This window comes from Exiguobacterium sp. MMG028 (assembly GCF_027947425.1).
Taxonomy (GTDB): Bacteria; Bacillota; Bacilli; order Exiguobacteriales; family Exiguobacteriaceae; genus Exiguobacterium; species Exiguobacterium aestuarii_A.
Map to the genome: position 1 here is coordinate 187337 of NZ_JAQJIN010000003.1, position 18240 is coordinate 205576.

Below are 18240 nucleotides of genomic sequence, written 5' to 3' on the forward strand. Positions count from 1 at the left end.
TCTTCTCTCGATGATTCGGGAATAGTGTAAGTAACGTCTGACATGAAAAGAGGGAACGACATGGGTACTTTAATCGCGTACTCTTCCAGATATGGAACGAGTGAAAAAGTGGCGTCTTTACTCGCTGAACGGTTATCGGGAGACGTTCATGTCCAAAATATCGTAGAAGAGCCGAACGTCATGTGGGAGACGGTGGATCACGTCATCGTCGGCAGTTCGATTCGGATGGGTACCATCCAGGACGAGATGAAGGAATGGTTGTCGCTTCATGAGGCACACTTGCTGGAGCATCCTCTCGCTCTATATTTGTGTGCTGGGACACCGACAGAGTCGGAGCGGATTCGTGAGCTAGAAGAAGCTTATCGTGACAAGTTGCGCGAACATGCTTATTTCGTCGAAGTCGTCGGAAGTGGGTATGACTTTGAACGAATGGGCTTTTTAGACAAAGCGATCGTCCGCATGATGGCCAAACAGAAAGAAAGCTCGCTTGAACTCGATGAGGACAAACTGGATCGGCTTGTCGAGGCGGCTCAAACGTCCGAACGCACTCGGTCCGAGAATCCGTAAGCAAGTATGTCTTTCACATCGATTGGACTTTTCGTGGAGATGAGTACATCTCCGCTTTTTTTCTGTCCTTCGATGTGATGAAGTGCAATCTTCTCCAGTTGACGTCCTATTCTTAACGCGATTGGCGCAGATTCATGGCATCGTAAGTTTTCGATGGTCACTTCATCGGTCCGATTATCCCCTCCGAACAGTTCGAGATCAGCTCTCGAGGTTGTAAATCCACGAACGGAGATGCGATGTAATTGAACGCGTCGAGACTTGTATTGAACCGCCAGTGCCGGATGTTTTTCATAATCGTAAGTCGGATCACCAATCGCGGTCAATCCATGAATCAAGACGTCTTGATAGGCCGATACGACCAGGCTTCGTGGAGAGGATTTCGCGTATAGCGAGCTTCGAACCGGTTCGACGGATACTAAATTCGTACCAGATAGAAAGCGTGCTGTCGTCGAATCGGGATCGTCTGCTAAATGATGACCGATGTGACGGAAATTAAATGAGCGATTGTCATGAAGTGAAAGGTGTCCAAAAATATGAACGTCATGAGCTGCTGACGAAGTTCCATGTGCTTTTACTTCGATTCCGCCAAAACATCCTTCACTTTTGTTATTCACGAGTGTGACGTGCCGCGATCCATCGTCGATCTCAATGCCATTCGAGTTTGAGAATCCGAGGGCGTGTGTTCGGCCATGAGGGTGATGACAATAACAATCAGTGATATAAATGGCATCGCTATGGTGTGTCGTGATTCCGTCATCCCCATAGTTCGTCGCCTCGAGATGATCAAGATGAATATACCGACTGCCGTTTGCGGCTCGCAGTCCATCCCCTAAGTAATGATAGTGTGGAGACGTGATGTCGAACGCATGAAGACCGGCATTTTTAGCCGTCACATGATGCACCCAACCATACGTCACATGCGCAAACGTCAGGGCACTCGATGTCGTGTCACCGCTCGTCGTTCGTTTCACATCGCCTAATCGTGCGACGTTCCAATCGAGTGTCAGGTGACATACCTCGATATGATGGTTTCCCGCAAATGGGGTGGCGTTTCGTAACAGTCTTCGATGCTTTGGCGCACGATCCGATAGTTTTAGAATGGTGACGTCCTGTCCGGCACCTTCTAACACGCAGTTCGAAGGAAGGCGAATGCCCCGAACGATATACACACCTGCCGGGACAAAGACGCGGCGGTTCGAGCGGAGGGCGAGACGAAAAGCGAGCGTGCAATCCGTTTGTCCGTCCCCGACGGCGCCATAGTCTGTCACATCAACACGTTGTTTTGTGACCTGCATTAGGTTCAAATATTCCGCATCGAGGCGGCGCATCCAAACAGGACGAACCATTCCGTCCATTTGTTCGAGCGGGAGTGACGTTTGAACAGGCGTAATGCGCTCAGTCATTGGAATTCGGCAAGGGATGGATTGTTGCTGCTCTGAGTAAGATGTCTCGCGCGTGGAGCGGTGCCATTCGAGTGTTCGCTGGATGAGGTCTTCTTCCGACCAATCAGAATATGAGGCAATCATCGAAGCGATTGATTGCGGGTCCTTTGCATTTTTCATAATAAATCCTCCTCGCATCATCTTCTCTAGCATGTACCCGTTTCGCCTTGTTTTTTAGCAATCAGAAGTATTTACTAGACAGAAGCATCTAGTCGTGTTATATTCAATATGTGCTTAATTAAGAATAGCTGGAATCATAATTCACAAGTGCTTGGGATTATTTTTCATTAGATAATCCAGAGGCTTGTATTTTTTTTGGTCAAGTTTTTTCTAGTAAGGCACTACTATAACGCATAGCGTTTATTTCAGGAGGGTTCATTCATGAACACAGGTAAAGTAAAATGGTTTAACTCAGAAAAAGGTTACGGCTTCATCGAAATGGAAGGCGGAGACGACGTATTCGTACACTTCTCAGCAATCCAAGGCGACGGCTTCAAAACACTTGAAGAAGGCCAAGAAGTAACTTTCGAAATCACAGACGGAGCTCGTGGACCACAAGCTTCTAACGTTGAAAAAATCTAATCTTCCTTTCTAAGGAATATGATACCTGCTCGCATCGGCGAGCAGGTTTTTTTGTGTTTAATCGTGTGGTTTGAGGGAACAGTATACGAGCGACAAACCATGAAGGAGGAATTCGGAATGAGTGCAAAAGAAACAGCATTAAAGATTCTAGATTCAAGTAATGTAGGGACGATGGCGACCGTATATAAGGTGAAGCCACATAGTCGTTACATGACATTTTTCCATGATGATTTCACACTCTATACAGCAACCTCGAACGATACAGATAAGGTGGAGGAATTAGAGAAGAATCCATATACGCATATTTTGATTGGTTATGATGGCGATGGGGTCGGCGACACATACTTAGAAATTTTAGGGAAAGCGACTGTGTCAGATGATGAATCGATGAAAGAAAAAGTGTGGAACGACAAACTCGAAGGCTGGTTTGATGGACCAGACGATCCGAAGCTTGTCATCCTCAAAATCGAGCCGGAATCGATGCGTGTGATGAACAAGAAAGGTCAGCCACCTCAAGAAGTGACCTTGTAAAATCCTCAAAGGCGCCTCAAGTAGGCGTCTTTTTGATGGATATGAATAGAGTGTGACGTACATATGGACGAATCATGAACAAACAAAAATACATATGTGAAATAGTGAACATAGATGGTATATTGTGAATGTAATCACATTATTCATTTATTCAATTTCTTGAAAGGGAGGAATCATCATGTTCACGAAATTTTGGCAAAATCATAACATCGCTACGGCAATCTTGACGGTGTTACGTGTATGGCTCGGTTATCATTGGTTAACAGCAGGTTGGGGTAAAATCACAGGTGGCTTTGGAACGGAAGGATTCTTAAACAACGCGGTGACACTCGCGACTGGAGAACATCCAGCTGTCGCAGGATGGTGGGCTGCATTCTTAGAAAACGTTGCGATTCCAAACGCTGGATTGTTCGATATCCTCATTCCTTATGGTGAATTTTTGGTCGGGTTAGGGTTATTGCTCGGTGCACTCACACGTAGCGCGGCGTTCTTCGGTCTTGTCATGAACATGGCTTTCTTGCTCTCAGGAACGGTCAGTACGAACCCAACGATGTTGATTGTCTCTGTATTGATTTTGGTTGCTGGACATAACGCAGGGAAAATCGGGGTCGACGGTTTGTTCCTTCGCACCTTCGTCGAAACGAAAGTATTGCATCGTTCACCAAATCGTCAAATAGCTTCGTAACTTTTGTGCACTCTCCTGTGACAAATCGCTCACCTTTCGGCTACGATAGACATAGCCTACAAGTCAAAAAGGAGAACGATTATGAACACGACTCATTTTAAATGGATTGGCTACACAGAAGGCGTATCCTTCTTGTTGTTACTGTTTATCGCGATGCCACTGAAGTATTTGGCAGGGATGCCGCTCGCCGTCAGCATCGTCGGCGCAGCACACGGATTCTTATTCGTGGCATACGTCTTGGCTGCGATGTATATGGCATGGCGTTACGGATGGGGATTCAAAGTACTGACGCTTGCCGTCATGGCATCTGTCATCCCATTCGGACCATTTTTATTAGAAAAACGGGTACTCCCGTCAACAGAGAAGACATCGAACTGATTTGTTCGATGTCTTTTTTTGTTAAGACGCTCGTTCAATGGACTGAGCTGCTGCTCGTTCCGCTTGGATGTCATGGCGAATCCGATAGGTGAGTGTGAATGTACATAGGAGTAGGCCAATCATACATGCAGTGTATAGATGTGCGACTGGCACGAGATCACTCAATACCCCGAATAGAATAAAACCGATTGGCGTGATGCCCATCGCAAGTGACTCGAGTACACCGATGACGCGACCTAAATAATTCGGATCCGTATTCGTTTGAAGGAGCAATTGAATCGGAATGTTGACACGTACGATAAAGAAACCACTCAATAAGGCGAACATTGCGAAAAAGAAAATCGAAGTGAGGACGTTGAAGTTCAAATATAATGGAATGGCAGGGCCGACAAATAGAACACTGAGTATGGTCAGTGCAGATCGCATGGTCGACAGGCGATGTTTGATTTTAAATAGTGGCAAGGCGTGAAGTAAAGAAGCGATTAAGAATCCAATGGCAACCATGCTTTCAAGTAGTCCAAACTGAAACGGAGACACGCCAACCTCTTGTAAAGCGGCTATCGGGAACAACACTTCTGTCGCGACGAAAAAGAAGTTCAAGAAGGCAGCTAGAACGGCGACTGTCCATAAAACGCGTTGCTGCTTCAAATAAGAGAGACCAGACCGTACATCTTCCCAAGTGGATTGTTCGGTTGGAGCAATCTCTTTCTGATGAAATGTGAGTCGAGAAGCAAGCAAGGCGGCAATCATGAAGAATAGGGCTGAGCTGAATAAAAAAGCTGGAATCGGTATGAGTTTAAACAGTGCTCCGGCAAGAAGCGGAGTGCCGATACTTGAGATGGAGATGATGCTCTGAATGAGGGAGTTGGCACGTTGAAGCTCTTCCTCTTCAAAAAGCAGTGGAATCGAACTCGATAATGTGACCGATAAGAAGGTGGAGACGATGGATAGGAAGAATGTGATGACATAAAAGGCAGGTGCTTCGAACGTCCAAAGCAAACTTGCGATCCCTGCGAGTAAAAATAATCCTCCATTCAAAGACTCCATCTTGATAATGACTCGTTTTCGGTCAAGTTTGTCCGCATAAGCGCCTGCAAATGGGGACAAAAGAACGCGTGGCAATGTGCCTGCCAGTAAGACAAATGCGAATTGTAATCCAGATCCAGTTGTCGTCAACACCGTTAATCCTGCTACGAACGTAAATAAGTTGGATGCGAACAGTGACATGAATTTACCGAGTAATAAAATCGATAAATTGGAAGAAAAGAATTTCATAGAGAACACTCCTTTGCAAATTAGTTAAATGTGATTTAACATTATCATAAAGGCAATCGAGTGAAATGTAAACATAAAGTTCAATATAATTTAACTTATAGAGGTGGCATATGATTGGTGAACGAATTAAAACGTTACGAAAACAGAAGAAAATGACCCAAACGCAGTTGGCGGAAGGGATCGTCACGAAATCGATGCTCAGTATGATTGAAAATGGGAAAGCGGAGGCATCGATGCGTAGCTTACGAGAACTCGCAAGTCGGTTAGATGTGTCGATGCAGCAGTTATTGACTGACCCGAAAGAAGCTGAACTACAGACGATGGTCGAGCAGTTAGAATATGAAGAAATGACACTCGTTTCGCGGCCAGATCAAGAAATACGACAGATGCTTTCTCCATACTTAAAAGAAGAAATGAACTCCGTGTGGCAAGGTAAAGCATACATGTTGTATGGAGATACGTACTTTCAAGAAGGAGAAAATGAGAAGGTATTGACCTACTACGATCGTGCCATTGAAATTTTTGAGAAGCTAGGTGAGTCTGAGGAATTGGCAATGGGACGAATCAGCCAGGCTTATTATTTATTGATGTGGAATCGATTTGAAGAATCGCTTGAACGGATTGACGCGATCGAACTTCTTGATGCGAAATATATGAAAACGAAAACGAGAACTGAGTATGTCATGTTGATTGTATTTAAAAACCTTCTTTGTGACGAGGATTTGGAAGATTCGATTCGACAGCTTGAAGACGTGCTCGAGTATATGAAACGAACAAGAATCTACTACCGTGCGGACGACGTGTATCGCACCATTTCGATTTGTGCGCTCTATTTGAACGATGAAAAGCAAGTTGGTGAGTCTTTACAAAAGGCGAAGCAATACATTCAATTCACGGAAGACCGCTTGGCAGAAATCAAAGTGGCACTTTCCGAAGCGCTCTATGCGATGGAATATCGACATATTGATCTGTTAGGGGAAAACGTCAAGTTGATGGAATCACTCACGACAGAGATTGAGCCGTTCATTGCGGGGATTTCGATGGCGAAAGGTGTGTACTACGCTTTTCGAGGGGAATCGGAAAAAGGAAGAGAGTGTTTATTGGCACTATGGGAAAACAGAGACGAGTGGAAAGCACATAGTTTAGTCGATATTGCGATTTACTACGAAGGTTTATTAAGGGGAACGCTGAACGGATGCGGAGACGACTGGGTATCGGTCATCGAAGAACAAGTAGCGAAATTCCCGCAAGGACTGTTTCGCAAACGTTTAGAATTATTACTACAACAAATCAAGGGCTGACGAATCAGCCCTTGAACGTTTGAATCAATGTCCCTTGACCATGCTCGACTTGGACGGAAGCGTGTGCTCCATTGACGAGCGTCATTTGCGGCGGAACGTGTCCGAAATCGATATCGAAAAAGATAGGAACCTCTAACATGTGGTGAAGCTCCTCATACACCATCTCGGTCGTATAGTCTTGATGCACTGATGGGGCATCACTTCGTCCGAACAGAATACCAGACGTCTGATTGAACCAACCGGCCCACTTCATTTGAAGAAGGGTCCTTTTTAATGCCGGAACGTTCATCTCGACGTTCTCAAAATACCAAAGAATCGGTTCATCATTCAGGTGCTCGTGTTGGAACGTCTTAACGTCTCCATACGGTGTCCCGATTGTATGTAAGAGCACGTCAAGACATCCACCGAGCAATCGACCTGTTGCGTGTTGACCACCGATTGCTTTCCATTCAGTCGCTTCCGTCAAATGAAACAGATGTGGCGTCGGATTGTCAAACTGCCATTCTTTTTGGAACTTCTCGGACGAGCGTTGGATGACCGTCTCGTCGACCCGCGTTGACAATACATCGAGCCAGCGTGAACTCGTTTCGTCCCAAATATCGGCACGTAAATCGACCAGGTTCGGACCATGGGCCGAGGCGATTCCGGTTTTTAATGTATAGACGAAGAGTAACAAACTCGTATCCGAATAACCGAGCATCCATTTCGCGGGTAAGGATTGCCAATCGATTTGATCGAGGATTTCCATTAAGAGTTCCCCACCCCAGGGCGGGATGATCAAGTCGACATTGTCATCTTGAAGTAGGGATGTCAGTTCATGTGCACGCACCCGAGCCGGAGCAGATTTTCCAAATCGTTGTTTCCACGCATTCGGAGTGAATTGCAACGTGAACCCTCGATCGGAAAACTTCTGTTCCGCTTGATGCAATAAATGGTGTAATTCTGTTGGTATCCCTGACGAGGGAGCGGTGACACCGATTTGATGACCGGTGAACTGTGGATAACGAATCATGATGACCTCCTGTGGATAAGTGATAAATGAAATCGGTTAAAACGGTTATCCACATGTGGACAACTAGTTGGAGCGCATCCGTTCCGCGTGACGCATTCCCCATTCGTTCATCGCTTCGAGAATCGGGATCAGTGTTTTCCCATACTCGCTTAAGCGATAATCGACACGGGGAGGGACTTCTGGATAGACGGTCCGGATGACGATATCTTGTTCTTCTAAATCACGGAGTTGTGCGGTCAGTATCTTTTGACTGATCTTTGGTAACGCTCGTTTCAACTCACTGAAGCGTAACGTATCCCCATTGATCAGGACGAGGAGGATGGAGTGCTTCCATTTTCCTGTAATCAGTTCGAGTGCCGTATCGACTTCGCAGCTTGTTATCTTGGTCACATCGTTCTTCCTTTCCATTAGTATCGTTGAAGTAACTATACCACCTTTTTGTGCCTACTTCTGCAATGTGAGCCGAGCGGGTATAGTGAAGGTGAGGTGATTGTATATGAAAATCGAAAATATTGAACTAGGACCGGTGACGCTACGCGTCCGTGACATCGAACAGATGAAACAATTTTATGTAGACGTGATTGGGATGAGTGTCCTTGAAGAAACCGAAGATCTTGCCACGCTCGGAACGAAAGAGCGTCCGCTCGTCATCTTGCACCATGTTCCGCAGGCGAAGACGAATCCGCGAGCGGCAGGGTTGTTTCATTTAGCGATTCTATTACCGGATCGTGTAGCGTTGGGAAGCATCTTGGCGCATCTTATCGAACAACACATCGAAGTCGGACAAGGCGATCATTTAGTGAGTGAGGCGTTCTATTTGAGTGACCCAGAAGGGAACGGGATCGAGCTATATGCCGATCGTCCGAAGGAACAATGGAGTTATGAATCGAACGGGCATGTGAAGATGGCGACTGAACCAGTCGACTATGAATCGATGCTTCAAGCTGCAGTGAATCGACCATTCACTGGGTTACCGGTCGGCACGACGATGGGACATGTGCACTTTAAAGTCCGGTCGATCGAAGCAGCGAAACGCTTCTACCATGACCGACTCGGATTTTCTGTTACGACGGATTCTTATCGGGGGGCACTGTTCTTAGCGGCAGACGGGTATCATCATCACATCGGCACGAACGTGTGGGCACGTCCGAGTGAGGTTCTAGGAGTCGAAGCAGGACTCGAAGCGTGGACACTTCTTGTCAACGAAGAGACAAACCAGGCGTTAGGTGGAATATCGTCTGAATGGACGTTGACGGATGAAGATGGAATTACCGTGCATATAAAAAGAACGGGCGCATGAGCGGCCGTTCTTTTTAACGTGCGGATGTTTTCTTCTGACCTGCGTTGAAGGAGAGACGAAGTCCGCGTTTTTGATACGCTTGCTCGACTCGCTTCGGGTTGAGGCTGAGCTCGAGATGAGCCAACTTCAAATGGTCAAGTGCCGGCACCGTGACATCAAGACGAACGAGCTCCATGTTGCGCTCTGCTTTTTTGCGTGTTCGTCTCAAGTTACGGGGCACCTCCTCTGACGTCAGTGCCGCGATCGTTTCATTTACTTGTTGTCGTTTATCACCTTTGATACTCAAGGCAGAATACAGCTTATCGAGCGAACCGAATCGTTTGATCAGTTGGACCGATTGGTTTTCGTCAAGTCCCGCAACGGGTGGAATTCCGTCTGAACGGTCTCCCGTCAACGCTTTAACGGCTGACAGCTGTTTCGGTTTCAACCCTTCGTATAACGCCGCAATCTCTTCTGGTCGAATTTCTAAATGACGTTTGAGCGGTAACGGACGGTTATCACGAATGTCACAGCGAGCCTGCATTTGCTGAAGCTCCTGTGTTTGCAACCAAACGGTGATTCGTGGACTGACAAGCTGTAACAAGTCTTTGTCTTTTGTCATGATGACCACAGGTGCACTGCAACTGAATTTACGTGCGATGTGGGCGATTAAATCTTCCCCTTCATAGCCTTCTACTTGGAATTGTGGAATTCCACTATCCTCAAGCAGTTGGCGCATGAGTTCCATCTGCGCTTTCAATTCAGGCGGTGTTTGACGTCTGCGGCGTTTATAGCCCGGATAGAGTTCTCGACGCCATAATGTTTCACGTGAGACGTCCCAGACGACGACAAAGTGAGTCGGACGATGTCTGCGTAGAATCGTCCGGATGAGGCCGGTCATTCCGATGACGGCACTCCGATCGTTTTTGGATACCTCGCGTCCTTTTTTTGTTCGGCTCGCGGCGGCACCATAGTAAGCACTGGCCAGCATGGAGTTACCGTCAATCAAAAATAGTTTGCGTTCCATGCGTAACCTTCTTTCTATTTCTTTCTGTTTAAACCGAACATCTCGCCATGTTTCGGTGATGTTGTGTCATTGAGTGCGTGACACTCAAATAAGCAACATATGTGCAGTATATCACGGCAAGAGGCGAAAATATAGCGACAGTTCGGTTCACACATGAAAAACCCTTCTCCAAATCAAGGAGAAGGGTTTGATAGAAACCTTATTCTGAGAGAGGCTCTTCCTCTTCATGTGAGGCCAAAATCAGGTCGACGAAGACGATCCGGTGGTTATCGACTTCACTGACAATCAATTCATGATCGCCAGGTAAGAGGAAGCGTTCGCCCGTCCGAGCGTTCGCTTTTTGCGATAAGACAAATCCGCCGACTGTATCGACATCATCTTCGATTTCGATCCCGAACCGTTCCTCGAGTTCTTGTGTTAACACAAGTCCAGAGAGACGGTAATGTTTCGGAGCAATTTCTGTAATTTCTGCTTGTTCATCTCGGTCGAACTCGTCGCGAATCTCACCGACAATTTCTTCTAGGATGTCTTCAATCGTTAAGAGGCCGGCAGTACCCCCATACTCATCGATGACTAAACACATCATCGTCTGCGCGTTTTGCATCTTCACCATCGCTTCTTGAAGCGGTGTGAACTCGGTGACGAGTGGCAATTGATGAATGAATGACTCGAACGGTGCGTCATTTTTCGAAAGTTGAGCAGTGAAGAGTTGTTTTGCATTCACAAATCCGAGCACATCGTCACGGTCGCCATCTCGTGTGACCGGATAACGCGTATACTGGTGCTCTTCGACAACTGAAATGATCTCTTCAATCGTATCTTCTTCATCGATTGTGACCATGTTCATACGTGGAACCATGGCATCCTTGGCGATTCGTTCGTCAAACGAGAAGATGTTTTGTACATATGCCAACTCGTTTTCGTTGATTTCACCACTGCGGAAACTTTCCGTCATGATGATTTTCAGCTCTTCTTCTGAGTGTGCCGTCTCCTGAGCCGTCGTCTGCACCCCAAATAAGCGGAGGGTGAGACGTGCCATACTGTTCAAGGCACGAATGAACGGATAGAAGATTTTCGTGAACACGTAGAGCGGACGTGCGACAAGGAGCGTCAACTTTTCGGCTTCATGGACCGCAAGTGTTTTCGGCACAAGTTCTCCAATGACGACGTGCAGGAACGCAATGAGTAAGAATGCGATCAGGAACGACAAGAATGTCACGAGAGATGGCGATAAGTCCAACTGGTCGACCCATGTGTGGATATATGTTTCGATTTGGTCGGCACCAATCCAGCCGAGCCCGAGTGCAGAAAGTGTAATCCCGAACTGAGATGCAGAAAGGGAGTCGTCGATATTCTCGATGACTTTTTTTGCGCTGACCGCTTTCTTGTTTCCTTCAAGCACGAGCTGGTCGAGTCGAGCGCCACGCACTTTCACAATTGAAAATTCGGCTGCCACGAAAAAGGCAGTCAAAAAGATTAAGAGCGCAACGATGAGTAAGCTGAGTAACATGGGACTGTCCAACAATTCCCCCAAAAATCGGGGAGTCACCTCCATTGAGTATAAGATCAAACGTCTTTCAGGCATTTCCTGAAAACGAATAGTTTGTTTCAGTATAGTTGATTTGTTTCAAATATTCAAAATGCAGCCAATCATGTTTGATGAAGAGGGGAATGTGGGAACTAAAAACGAGAAGATGAAGGAGGAATTCACATGGCAAACTATCCAGAGTTAAAAGGAAAAGTCGCGGTCATCACGGGAAGCTCGAAAGGTCTCGGTCGCGCAATCGGTGAGCGTTATGCGAAAGAAGGGATGAATGTCGTCCTGAACTATCGTAGTAGTGAAAAAGAGATGGAAGAAGTCATCCGTGGCATCGAGGCAGGTGGTGGGAAAGCCGTCGCCGTAAAAGGGGACGTCGCGGAAGAAGGACTCGCGGAGAAGATGATCGAAAAAGCCATCTCTGAGTTTGGGAAGATGGATATTTTCGTGAATAACGCTGGCGTTCAAGTCGAGGCGAAAACACATGAGATGGAATTCGACAATTGGAAGAAGATTATCGACGTCAACTTGAACGGTACGTTCCTTGGTGTACGTGCTGCCTTGAAGTACTTCGTTGAGAACAAAATCGAAGGCAATATCATCAACATGTCTTCTGTTCACGAAGTCATTCCACGTCCAGGTTACACACATTACGCAGCAAGTAAGGGCGGCGTAAAAATGTTTACGAAATCAGTCGCTCTCGAATATGCACCGAATCATATTCGTGTGAATGCGATTGCACCAGGGGCAATCGATACACCAATCAACGAAGAGACGATGAGCGACCCAGAAGAGAAGAAAGGGTTAGAGGCACTCATCCCATCTCACGTCATCGGGAAACCGGAACAAATCGCCGCCGTTGCCGCATGGCTCGCGTCGGATGAATCGTCATATGTCACAGGGACAACGATCTTTGCGGATGGTGGACTATCACTTTATCCATCATTTGGTCCAGAGAATAAAGTACAGTAAACAAGAGGGTGCGCTGACGCACCCTCTTGTTGTTTAACTACTCATTTGATTCGACAAATCCATTTTCGGAAGACTAACAGTAAAAATAGATCCTTTACCGATGTTCGACGTGGCGTGAATTGTGCCGCCATGACCTTCTGCAATCTCTTTACAAATCGCGAGGCCCAGGCCGGTTCCTCCGATTTTGCGGCTAGCGGAATTGTCGACGCGATAAAACTTGTCAAACAACTTCGATAGTGCGGTCTGAGGAATCCCGATTCCATGGTCTTCAATCGAAATATCAATCCAATCGGGTCGCTCGCATGCGACACGGACATGTATGTCCCCACCATGAGGAGAATACTTCACAGCATTATGAAGTAGATTTGCGAATAGTTGCCCGAGTCGCGTTCGGTCTCCATATACATAAAAATCTTCCTGACAATCAAACGAAATATGATGATGTTGACTTGCCCCTTGATGCACCGCGATAGCCTGGTTCAGGATGTCGGACAGGCGCTCGGATTCGTTGTGATACGTCTGTTGTCCTGATTCCATCCGTTGGACATCGAGCAAGTTTGAAATCAAGTCTTCGAGACGCAATGTCTCTTGGTGAATCATCCCCAAATATTTCTCCGAACGTTCGTCTGAAAGTTTTCGGGAACGGAGAAGCTCGGTGAATCCGATGATACTTGTGAGCGGGGTACGAAGCTCGTGAGAGACGGTTGAAACGAGTTCGGTTTTTAAACGGTCGACCTCAGTCTCATGGGTGACATCACGGAAGACGAGCATCGTGCCGTGACGTGTTCCTCTCAAGTAAATCTTCTCCGCATACATTTGAATGAATCGCTCTTCCTGATTCATCGAAAACGTGACGCTCTCTTCTTTACACTGTCCGTCAAACGACCGCTCCATGAACGCGAAAAAGGCATCCTTTTGGTCGACCTGCAGTCCAAGTTCTTCGAGACTGGCATCTAAACGATATAAGTCGACTTCATTTCGCTTTGTGATCGGTTGGTTAAACAAGACGAAGAGTGCTTGGTTGGCCACTTTTTCGCTTGTTGCGTGCTCGACATAGATGACGGCATCGCGGATGGAGTGAAGGAGACGCGCTGTCTTCTCACGTTCTTCCTCGATTCGATGGCGTTGTGACGTGAGTGACGAAGCCATCTGGCGGAAAGATGTCGTCAATTGTCCGACCTCGTTTTTAGATTGAATGGTAGCCGGTGTAACCGGCTGCTTCTCTCCGGCAAGACGCTTACTGTTCTCAATCAGCTCCTGAAGTTGACCCGTTAAGCGTCTGACGTAAGGGCGAGCGACGATGAAGAGAACGAATAGGACTCCAAGTAAGGAGAGGAGCCAGAGAGCTTGTGCCCATTTTGTATGTGTCGCAAGTTGAGCACGGAGCGCATCCTCTTCTGCGTTCAGTGAGTTGCGATATTCCGTAAAGACGCTCTCCATATCGACGATGCTCGCGCTCATATCCGCAGCACTTTTCGAGTTGATTTTAAATTTACGGTCTGCCGGCGGCTCTTTTTGAGGGTTTACCTTCCCGAGCGTCGGCATTTTTAAAAAAGGTTCGGTTACACTTCCGTTCCGTTTTCCGTCTACATAACGTTCAAGGCTTGGCATGACGCGTTCTTGATAAGCAACAAACAGCGTACGGGCATCGCGTGCATACGTTTTTTCTTTATCGGTTACGGCGTTCTGTTCGAACCAAGTCGTCTGTTCGTCAATCAAGATTTGTTTATCTTCTACGCGTTCTAGCATCGCATCGTCTCCGAGGAGTACGTAGCCGCGCATTTCATATTGCATCGACTGCCAAGTCTCGAATAATTCGGTCGCATTTGTGCGCCGTTCACTGATGTTCTCGAGCGATGACGTCGTCTGTTCGATTTGGTTTTCCGTATACACATATACGGCAAGTGATGTGAGGAGGATCAGTCCGATGAATAGGTAGAAGACGAATAAAAATTGTCTTCCGATCCGCTGGTCAATCCATGACTTCATAAAGACCGTTCCTTCCTAGAATGATGAACATTCCGACTGTGACAAATATCCTACGAGTGTCGTTCTTTTATTGTACAGATTCACCTCCTCAGAAGCTAGATATTGAGAAATCAGGGGGATGGCAACTATTGCATATTGAATAGTAGTGATTGATATGCTATTGTTCTATGTATAGTAGGGGGTGGGATGATGAATCCTCAATTCAAGAAGGGCGTACTCAATCTTTGTGTACTGGCGCTTGTAGCGGAACAAGACCGCTACGGCTATGAGCTCGTCCAAGCGATTTCGGCCAAAGTAGCCATTTCAGAAGGCGCCGTCTATCCATTATTGCGTCGGCTGACGATAGAGGGGTATTTCACGACATATTTAATGGAGTCCGGGGAAGGGCCGCCGCGGAAGTACTATCAGATCACGGAACAAGGGCGAACACATTTGGCTGAGTTGCGAACGGAATGGGATGTATTCACGAACGGCGTCAATGACTTAATCCGAGGGGGAGACGACAGATGAATGAAGAACAGTACTTGTCAGAGCTTGAGCAATTATTGATGAACGTGAAGGTGAAAGATCGACTCGATATTTTACGAGATGTGTCGGAGTACTTCACGAGCGGCCGGTTAGAAGGAAGAAGTGATGAAGAGATGGCGCGTGAGTTAGGGGAACCGAGCGTGCTCGCATCGGAACTACTTGCTTCTGTCGATTTTGAAGTAGCGGAGTCGACACGACCGCCTGCAGTTGTCAAAAGTTCGACCGTAGCTTTCCAAAGTGTCCTCATTCAAGTTCAAAATGCGCAGGTGTTTGTGACACCATCACAAGATGGGTATGCGTATGCGACGCTTGAAACAGAGACGGATCACGGAGTCGTCATGGATATCGTCGGGGACACGTTAGAAATCCGGATTGAATCCGAACGTCGTTTCGGTCTATCTGATCTGTTTTCGTGGTTTGGGTCAAAAGCGCCGGTCCTTCGGGTCGAGCTACCCCATCACGCCTATCATCAAATTCAATTGAAGAATCGCCACGGTTCGAGTGATGTACAAGATCTTCAAGCGGAACGTTTACTCGTAGAGAGCGAGAATGGGCGAATCATCGCACATCACATTCAAGCACGTCATGGCGAACTTCGCACATCGAACGGGAAAGTGCTCGCATCAGACTGTCGTGGTCACGATTGGGAGCTTCATTCCTCAAACGGTCGTGTTGAAGCGAAGCACTCTCAGCTAGAGCGCATCAACATCCATTCCTCGAACGGTCGAATCGATGTTGATCACGTCACAGGAGCCATTGATGCCAAGACTTCGAACGGCCGGATTGACTGCCTCGTTCAATCGATTCAAGCACCGATTCGTTTGAAGACAAACAACGGAAAGATTGACTTGCACGTGGATGAACGTCCGGAAGATGTGACGATTCGGGCGAAGTCACGGAATGGAAAAGTCAATGTGTTCGGAGAACGGTCGAAAGAGTGCGTGTTCGGTGAAGGATCTATTGAAGTGAAACTAACAAGCTCAAACGGAAGCGTCACGGTATCAGGATAAACATAGCCCCTCCATCGATGGAGGGGCTATACTTATAAATCATGCACCAACACATAGGCAACCCGGACAGGTCCATGAACACCGACGATGAGGTTCATCTCGATGTCGGCCGAGTTCGACGGACCGGAGATGAAATTGACGCCGTTCGGGGAATGGAGACCATCTCGATCGAGTGCCGCAAGCTGTTGTGCCGTTTGCGTCATACGTGGGACAAGGACAGATTTCGGGATAATCGCAATATGGTCTTGTGGTAATAGACTGATCGTCCGTGAATTACCAGGCTTCGCGTATTGGACGATTGTCGCACTTTCCGCAAACGCCGCATCCGCGATCGTGATTCCGATGTCCGCACGTGCGGCGAGCTCTCGGCTCGTGTCCGGCTTTGTCGAATCCCACCATGCGAACGTCTCACTCGTAGAGGGAGCCCAAGCGGAAATTCGGTCATCGTTTTCCGCGAGGATCCGTGTTCCTTCGTAACGTTCAATCAAGAGGCGGAGCGTATCATCGAGATGCGTGGATTCGCATTCCACCAAATCAGTATGGATTCGTGTCGCGACCATGCGAAACGTCTCGAGTAGCTCTTCTTCGCTCGCATCTTTTAACACGTCGTCTTGTGGGCGATGTTTGTATTCGCGTTTTGGTGGGGTGAGGTCGACCTCACGCCCGAGCTGTTTGGCGATGCGTTGTAAAAAGTCTTCACGGTTTGTGATTGTACCAGGATTCATCAGGCGTTCCCCCGCTTCTTAAACCAATCTCGGACAGTTTGTTTGTTCGGTTGCGGCAAGTCTTTCGAGTCCGTCCAAGCCGGCAGTCCTTTTTCAATCTGACCAGATGTGGCGAACGGTGATGTCGCAAACGGTGCGACGTGTTCCGCTGCTTCGAATAAGAACGGACTTGATGCTGTGACGGCAAAACCTTTCATCGCAATCCGTTCCACGAAAGGTGATTGTTTCTTTTCCTCTACGATGACGCGGCGGTGTTCAATCAACAGCTCGTGTAACGGAATCTTCACGGGGCATGCCTCTGTACAGGCACCACAAAGACTCGACGCATAAGGAAGTTCTTTATAGTTCTCGTATCCATCTAGGAGTGGGGCTAAGACGGCACCAATCGGACCAGGATAGATTGAACCGTACGCATGACCGCCGATGTGACGATAGACAGGACAGACGTTGATACAGGCCGCACAACGGATGCATTGCAGGACCGATTGGAACTGTGTCCCGAGAATGCCAGAACGCTTGTTGTCGACGATGACGAGGTGGAACTCTTCTGGTCCATCGACTTCCCCGACTGCGCGCGTCCCAGCGAACGTCGTGATGTATGACGTGAGTCGCTGACCGACTGCGCTTCGACAAAGCATGTTGACGAGTACCTCGAACTCTTCATAAGATGGGACGACGCGTTCCATGCCCATGACAGAGATGACCGTATCAGGAAGCGACGTCACCATGCGTCCGTTCCCTTCATTGGTCACAAGCCCGACGGCTCCACTCTCCGCAATGGCAAAATTACAGCCGGTGATGCCGACTTCTGCCTTCAAAAAGTCTTTCCGTAGTTCTTGTCGTGCATAGCGTCCGAGTTCGGTCGGGTCATTCGAGCCGGTATAGCCGTGAGCCGTGAACGTCTCATGGACAGCGTCGCGGTCTTTGTGCAGGGCAGGAGCGACGATGTGAGACGGTGGATCTTCGTCGAGTTGCAAAATCCATTCCCCAAGGTCGGACTCGACGACGGTACATCCTTCTTCCTGGAGCGCCTCGTTTAATCCAATCTCTTCTGTGACCATCGATTTTGATTTCACGACATGTTTGGCTTGTTTCGAACGAACGACTTCCCGAATGTAACGGTTCGCTTCTTCTGGCGTCTCTGCGAAGAAGACGCTCCCACCTCGTTTTGAGACATTCTCGCTCAATTGATACAAGTAGTAGTCGAGATGCTCGAGTACGTGTTGACGAATCTCTTCTGAGTGGTCGCGGAACGCTTCCCAGTCTCCGAGTTCACCCGCAGCATCCAACCGTCCATCCCGCAGCCGGTTTTGAGCTGAACTGACGGCTTGCCGCATGAACGCATCCTCAATCCCGTCCTTCCGACGGTCCTGAAACTTCTCATCTAACCGAATCCCCAT

Annotated in this window: 19 protein-coding genes; 10 read left to right on the forward strand and 9 right to left on the reverse strand. The window is 47.7% G+C overall.

The annotated features are described in order from the left end of the window. The first annotated feature begins 60 nt into the window (after positions 1-60). A complete protein-coding gene (locus PJK55_RS11555) occupies positions 61-567 on the forward strand; it encodes a flavodoxin domain-containing protein (RefSeq protein ID WP_271305915.1) in 507 nt (168 codons plus the stop codon). Here the strand turns inward: PJK55_RS11555 and PJK55_RS11560 are convergent. After that, complete coding sequence (locus PJK55_RS11560) at positions 531-2129, reverse strand: glycoside hydrolase family 55 protein (RefSeq protein ID WP_271305916.1); 1599 nt, start codon at positions 2127-2129, stop codon at positions 531-533. The genes PJK55_RS11555 and PJK55_RS11560 overlap by 37 nt on opposite strands. Positions 2130-2390: 261 nt before the next feature. On the opposite strand from PJK55_RS11560, the gene PJK55_RS11565 reads away from it, so the two are divergent. The 4 genes from PJK55_RS11565 to PJK55_RS11580 all read left to right on the forward strand — a co-directional run bounded on the left by PJK55_RS11565 (position 2391) and on the right by PJK55_RS11580 (position 4185). Beyond that, on the forward strand, positions 2391-2591 hold the full coding sequence (locus tag PJK55_RS11565; protein WP_015880427.1) for a cold-shock protein: 201 nt from the start codon (positions 2391-2393) through the stop codon (positions 2589-2591). A 117-nt stretch (positions 2592-2708) separates the two neighbouring features. Then, positions 2709-3122 (forward strand): pyridoxamine 5'-phosphate oxidase family protein, encoded by a 414-nt coding sequence (locus tag PJK55_RS11570; RefSeq protein ID WP_214760730.1) that lies wholly within the window; start codon positions 2709-2711, stop codon positions 3120-3122. 178 nt (positions 3123-3300) lie between these two features. After that, on the forward strand, positions 3301-3807 hold the full coding sequence (locus tag PJK55_RS11575; protein WP_271305917.1) for a DoxX family membrane protein: 507 nt from the start codon (positions 3301-3303) through the stop codon (positions 3805-3807). 81 nt (positions 3808-3888) lie between these two features. Then, a complete protein-coding gene (locus tag PJK55_RS11580; RefSeq protein ID WP_271305918.1) occupies positions 3889-4185 on the forward strand; it encodes a DUF3817 domain-containing protein in 297 nt (98 codons plus the stop codon). Positions 4186-4206: 21 nt separating this feature from the next. Here PJK55_RS11580 and PJK55_RS11585 read toward each other — a convergent pair whose 3' ends face one another. Then, positions 4207-5460 (reverse strand): MFS transporter, encoded by a 1254-nt coding sequence (locus PJK55_RS11585; RefSeq protein ID WP_271305919.1) that lies wholly within the window; start codon positions 5458-5460, stop codon positions 4207-4209. A 110-nt stretch (positions 5461-5570) separates the two neighbouring features. Here PJK55_RS11585 and PJK55_RS11590 point away from each other — a divergent pair, with 110 nt between their 5' ends. After that, positions 5571-6761 (forward strand): helix-turn-helix domain-containing protein, encoded by a 1191-nt coding sequence (locus tag PJK55_RS11590; RefSeq protein ID WP_271305920.1) that lies wholly within the window; start codon positions 5571-5573, stop codon positions 6759-6761. Between the two features lie 4 nt (positions 6762-6765). Here PJK55_RS11590 and PJK55_RS11595 read toward each other — a convergent pair whose 3' ends face one another. Then, the gene (locus PJK55_RS11595; RefSeq protein WP_271305921.1) at positions 6766-7773 is read right to left on the reverse strand and encodes a S66 family peptidase; all 1008 of its coding nucleotides are present in this window, start codon (positions 7771-7773) and stop codon (positions 6766-6768) included. 63 nt (positions 7774-7836) lie between these two features. After that, positions 7837-8163, reverse strand: a complete 327-nt coding sequence (locus PJK55_RS11600) for a winged helix-turn-helix transcriptional regulator (RefSeq protein ID WP_214790236.1) — start codon at positions 8161-8163, stop codon at positions 7837-7839. Between the two features lie 106 nt (positions 8164-8269). On the opposite strand from PJK55_RS11600, the gene PJK55_RS11605 reads away from it, so the two are divergent. Further along, positions 8270-9073 carry a VOC family protein gene (locus PJK55_RS11605; RefSeq protein ID WP_271305922.1) on the forward strand — a complete coding sequence of 268 codons (804 nt, stop codon included), beginning with the start codon at positions 8270-8272 and terminating at the stop codon, positions 9071-9073. A 13-nt stretch (positions 9074-9086) separates the two neighbouring features. Here the strand turns inward: PJK55_RS11605 and PJK55_RS11610 are convergent, their stop codons facing one another. Further along, positions 9087-10079, reverse strand: a complete 993-nt coding sequence (locus PJK55_RS11610) for a 5'-3' exonuclease (RefSeq protein WP_074034157.1) — start codon at positions 10077-10079, stop codon at positions 9087-9089. 199 nt (positions 10080-10278) lie between these two features. Then, on the reverse strand, positions 10279-11601 hold the full coding sequence (locus tag PJK55_RS11615) for a hemolysin family protein (RefSeq protein WP_271305923.1): 1323 nt from the start codon (positions 11599-11601) through the stop codon (positions 10279-10281). 189 nt (positions 11602-11790) lie between these two features. Between PJK55_RS11615 and PJK55_RS11620 the strand changes: the two genes are divergently transcribed. Then, positions 11791-12588, forward strand: a complete 798-nt coding sequence (locus PJK55_RS11620) for a glucose 1-dehydrogenase (protein ID WP_271305924.1) — start codon at positions 11791-11793, stop codon at positions 12586-12588. A gap of 33 nt (positions 12589-12621) precedes the next feature. On the opposite strand, the gene PJK55_RS11625 is transcribed toward PJK55_RS11620, so the two are convergent. Then, positions 12622-14577 carry an ATP-binding protein gene (locus PJK55_RS11625; RefSeq protein WP_271305925.1) on the reverse strand — a complete coding sequence of 652 codons (1956 nt, stop codon included), beginning with the start codon at positions 14575-14577 and terminating at the stop codon, positions 12622-12624. 189 nt (positions 14578-14766) lie between these two features. On the opposite strand from PJK55_RS11625, the gene PJK55_RS11630 reads away from it, so the two are divergent. Both PJK55_RS11630 and PJK55_RS11635 read left to right on the forward strand, forming a co-directional pair. Continuing rightward, on the forward strand, positions 14767-15087 hold the full coding sequence (locus PJK55_RS11630; RefSeq protein ID WP_214760747.1) for a PadR family transcriptional regulator: 321 nt from the start codon (positions 14767-14769) through the stop codon (positions 15085-15087). After that, positions 15084-16115 carry a DUF4097 family beta strand repeat-containing protein gene (locus PJK55_RS11635; RefSeq protein ID WP_271305926.1) on the forward strand — a complete coding sequence of 344 codons (1032 nt, stop codon included), beginning with the start codon at positions 15084-15086 and terminating at the stop codon, positions 16113-16115. Before PJK55_RS11630 ends, PJK55_RS11635 begins: the two co-directional genes overlap by 4 nt. 32 nt (positions 16116-16147) lie before the next feature. On the opposite strand, the gene PJK55_RS11640 is transcribed toward PJK55_RS11635, so the two are convergent. Together PJK55_RS11640 and PJK55_RS11645 are read right to left on the reverse strand one after the other, a co-directional pair. Continuing rightward, entirely contained in the window at positions 16148-16840 is a 693-nt protein-coding gene (locus PJK55_RS11640) for a LutC/YkgG family protein (RefSeq protein WP_271305927.1), read from the reverse strand. After that, positions 16840-18240 (reverse strand): LutB/LldF family L-lactate oxidation iron-sulfur protein, encoded by a 1401-nt coding sequence (locus PJK55_RS11645; RefSeq protein WP_271305986.1) that lies wholly within the window; start codon positions 18238-18240, stop codon positions 16840-16842. Before PJK55_RS11645 ends, PJK55_RS11640 begins: the two co-directional genes overlap by 1 nt.

Coding starts and splice junctions, on each gene's coding strand:
- PJK55_RS11635 (WP_271305926.1), top strand. CDS start 15,084: ATGAATGAAGAACAGTACTTGTCAGAGCTTGAGCAATTATTGATGAAC.
- PJK55_RS11605 (WP_271305922.1), top strand. CDS start 8,270: ATGAAAATCGAAAATATTGAACTAGGACCGGTGACGCTACGCGTCCGT.
- PJK55_RS11580 (WP_271305918.1), top strand. CDS start 3,889: ATGAACACGACTCATTTTAAATGGATTGGCTACACAGAAGGCGTATCC.
- PJK55_RS11610 (WP_074034157.1), bottom strand. CDS start 10,079: ATGGAACGCAAACTATTTTTGATTGACGGTAACTCCATGCTGGCCAGT.
- PJK55_RS11565 (WP_015880427.1), top strand. CDS start 2,391: ATGAACACAGGTAAAGTAAAATGGTTTAACTCAGAAAAAGGTTACGGC.
- PJK55_RS11645 (WP_271305986.1), bottom strand. CDS start 18,240: ATGGGGATTCGGTTAGATGAGAAGTTTCAGGACCGTCGGAAGGACGGG.
- PJK55_RS11555 (WP_271305915.1), top strand. CDS start 61: ATGGGTACTTTAATCGCGTACTCTTCCAGATATGGAACGAGTGAAAAA.
- PJK55_RS11625 (WP_271305925.1), bottom strand. CDS start 14,577: ATGAAGTCATGGATTGACCAGCGGATCGGAAGACAATTTTTATTCGTC.
- PJK55_RS11595 (WP_271305921.1), bottom strand. CDS start 7,773: ATGATTCGTTATCCACAGTTCACCGGTCATCAAATCGGTGTCACCGCT.
- PJK55_RS11620 (WP_271305924.1), top strand. CDS start 11,791: ATGGCAAACTATCCAGAGTTAAAAGGAAAAGTCGCGGTCATCACGGGA.
- PJK55_RS11585 (WP_271305919.1), bottom strand. CDS start 5,460: ATGAAATTCTTTTCTTCCAATTTATCGATTTTATTACTCGGTAAATTC.
- PJK55_RS11575 (WP_271305917.1), top strand. CDS start 3,301: ATGTTCACGAAATTTTGGCAAAATCATAACATCGCTACGGCAATCTTG.
- PJK55_RS11630 (WP_214760747.1), top strand. CDS start 14,767: ATGAATCCTCAATTCAAGAAGGGCGTACTCAATCTTTGTGTACTGGCG.
- PJK55_RS11560 (WP_271305916.1), bottom strand. CDS start 2,129: ATGAAAAATGCAAAGGACCCGCAATCAATCGCTTCGATGATTGCCTCA.
- PJK55_RS11590 (WP_271305920.1), top strand. CDS start 5,571: ATGATTGGTGAACGAATTAAAACGTTACGAAAACAGAAGAAAATGACC.
- PJK55_RS11570 (WP_214760730.1), top strand. CDS start 2,709: ATGAGTGCAAAAGAAACAGCATTAAAGATTCTAGATTCAAGTAATGTA.
- PJK55_RS11640 (WP_271305927.1), bottom strand. CDS start 16,840: ATGAATCCTGGTACAATCACAAACCGTGAAGACTTTTTACAACGCATC.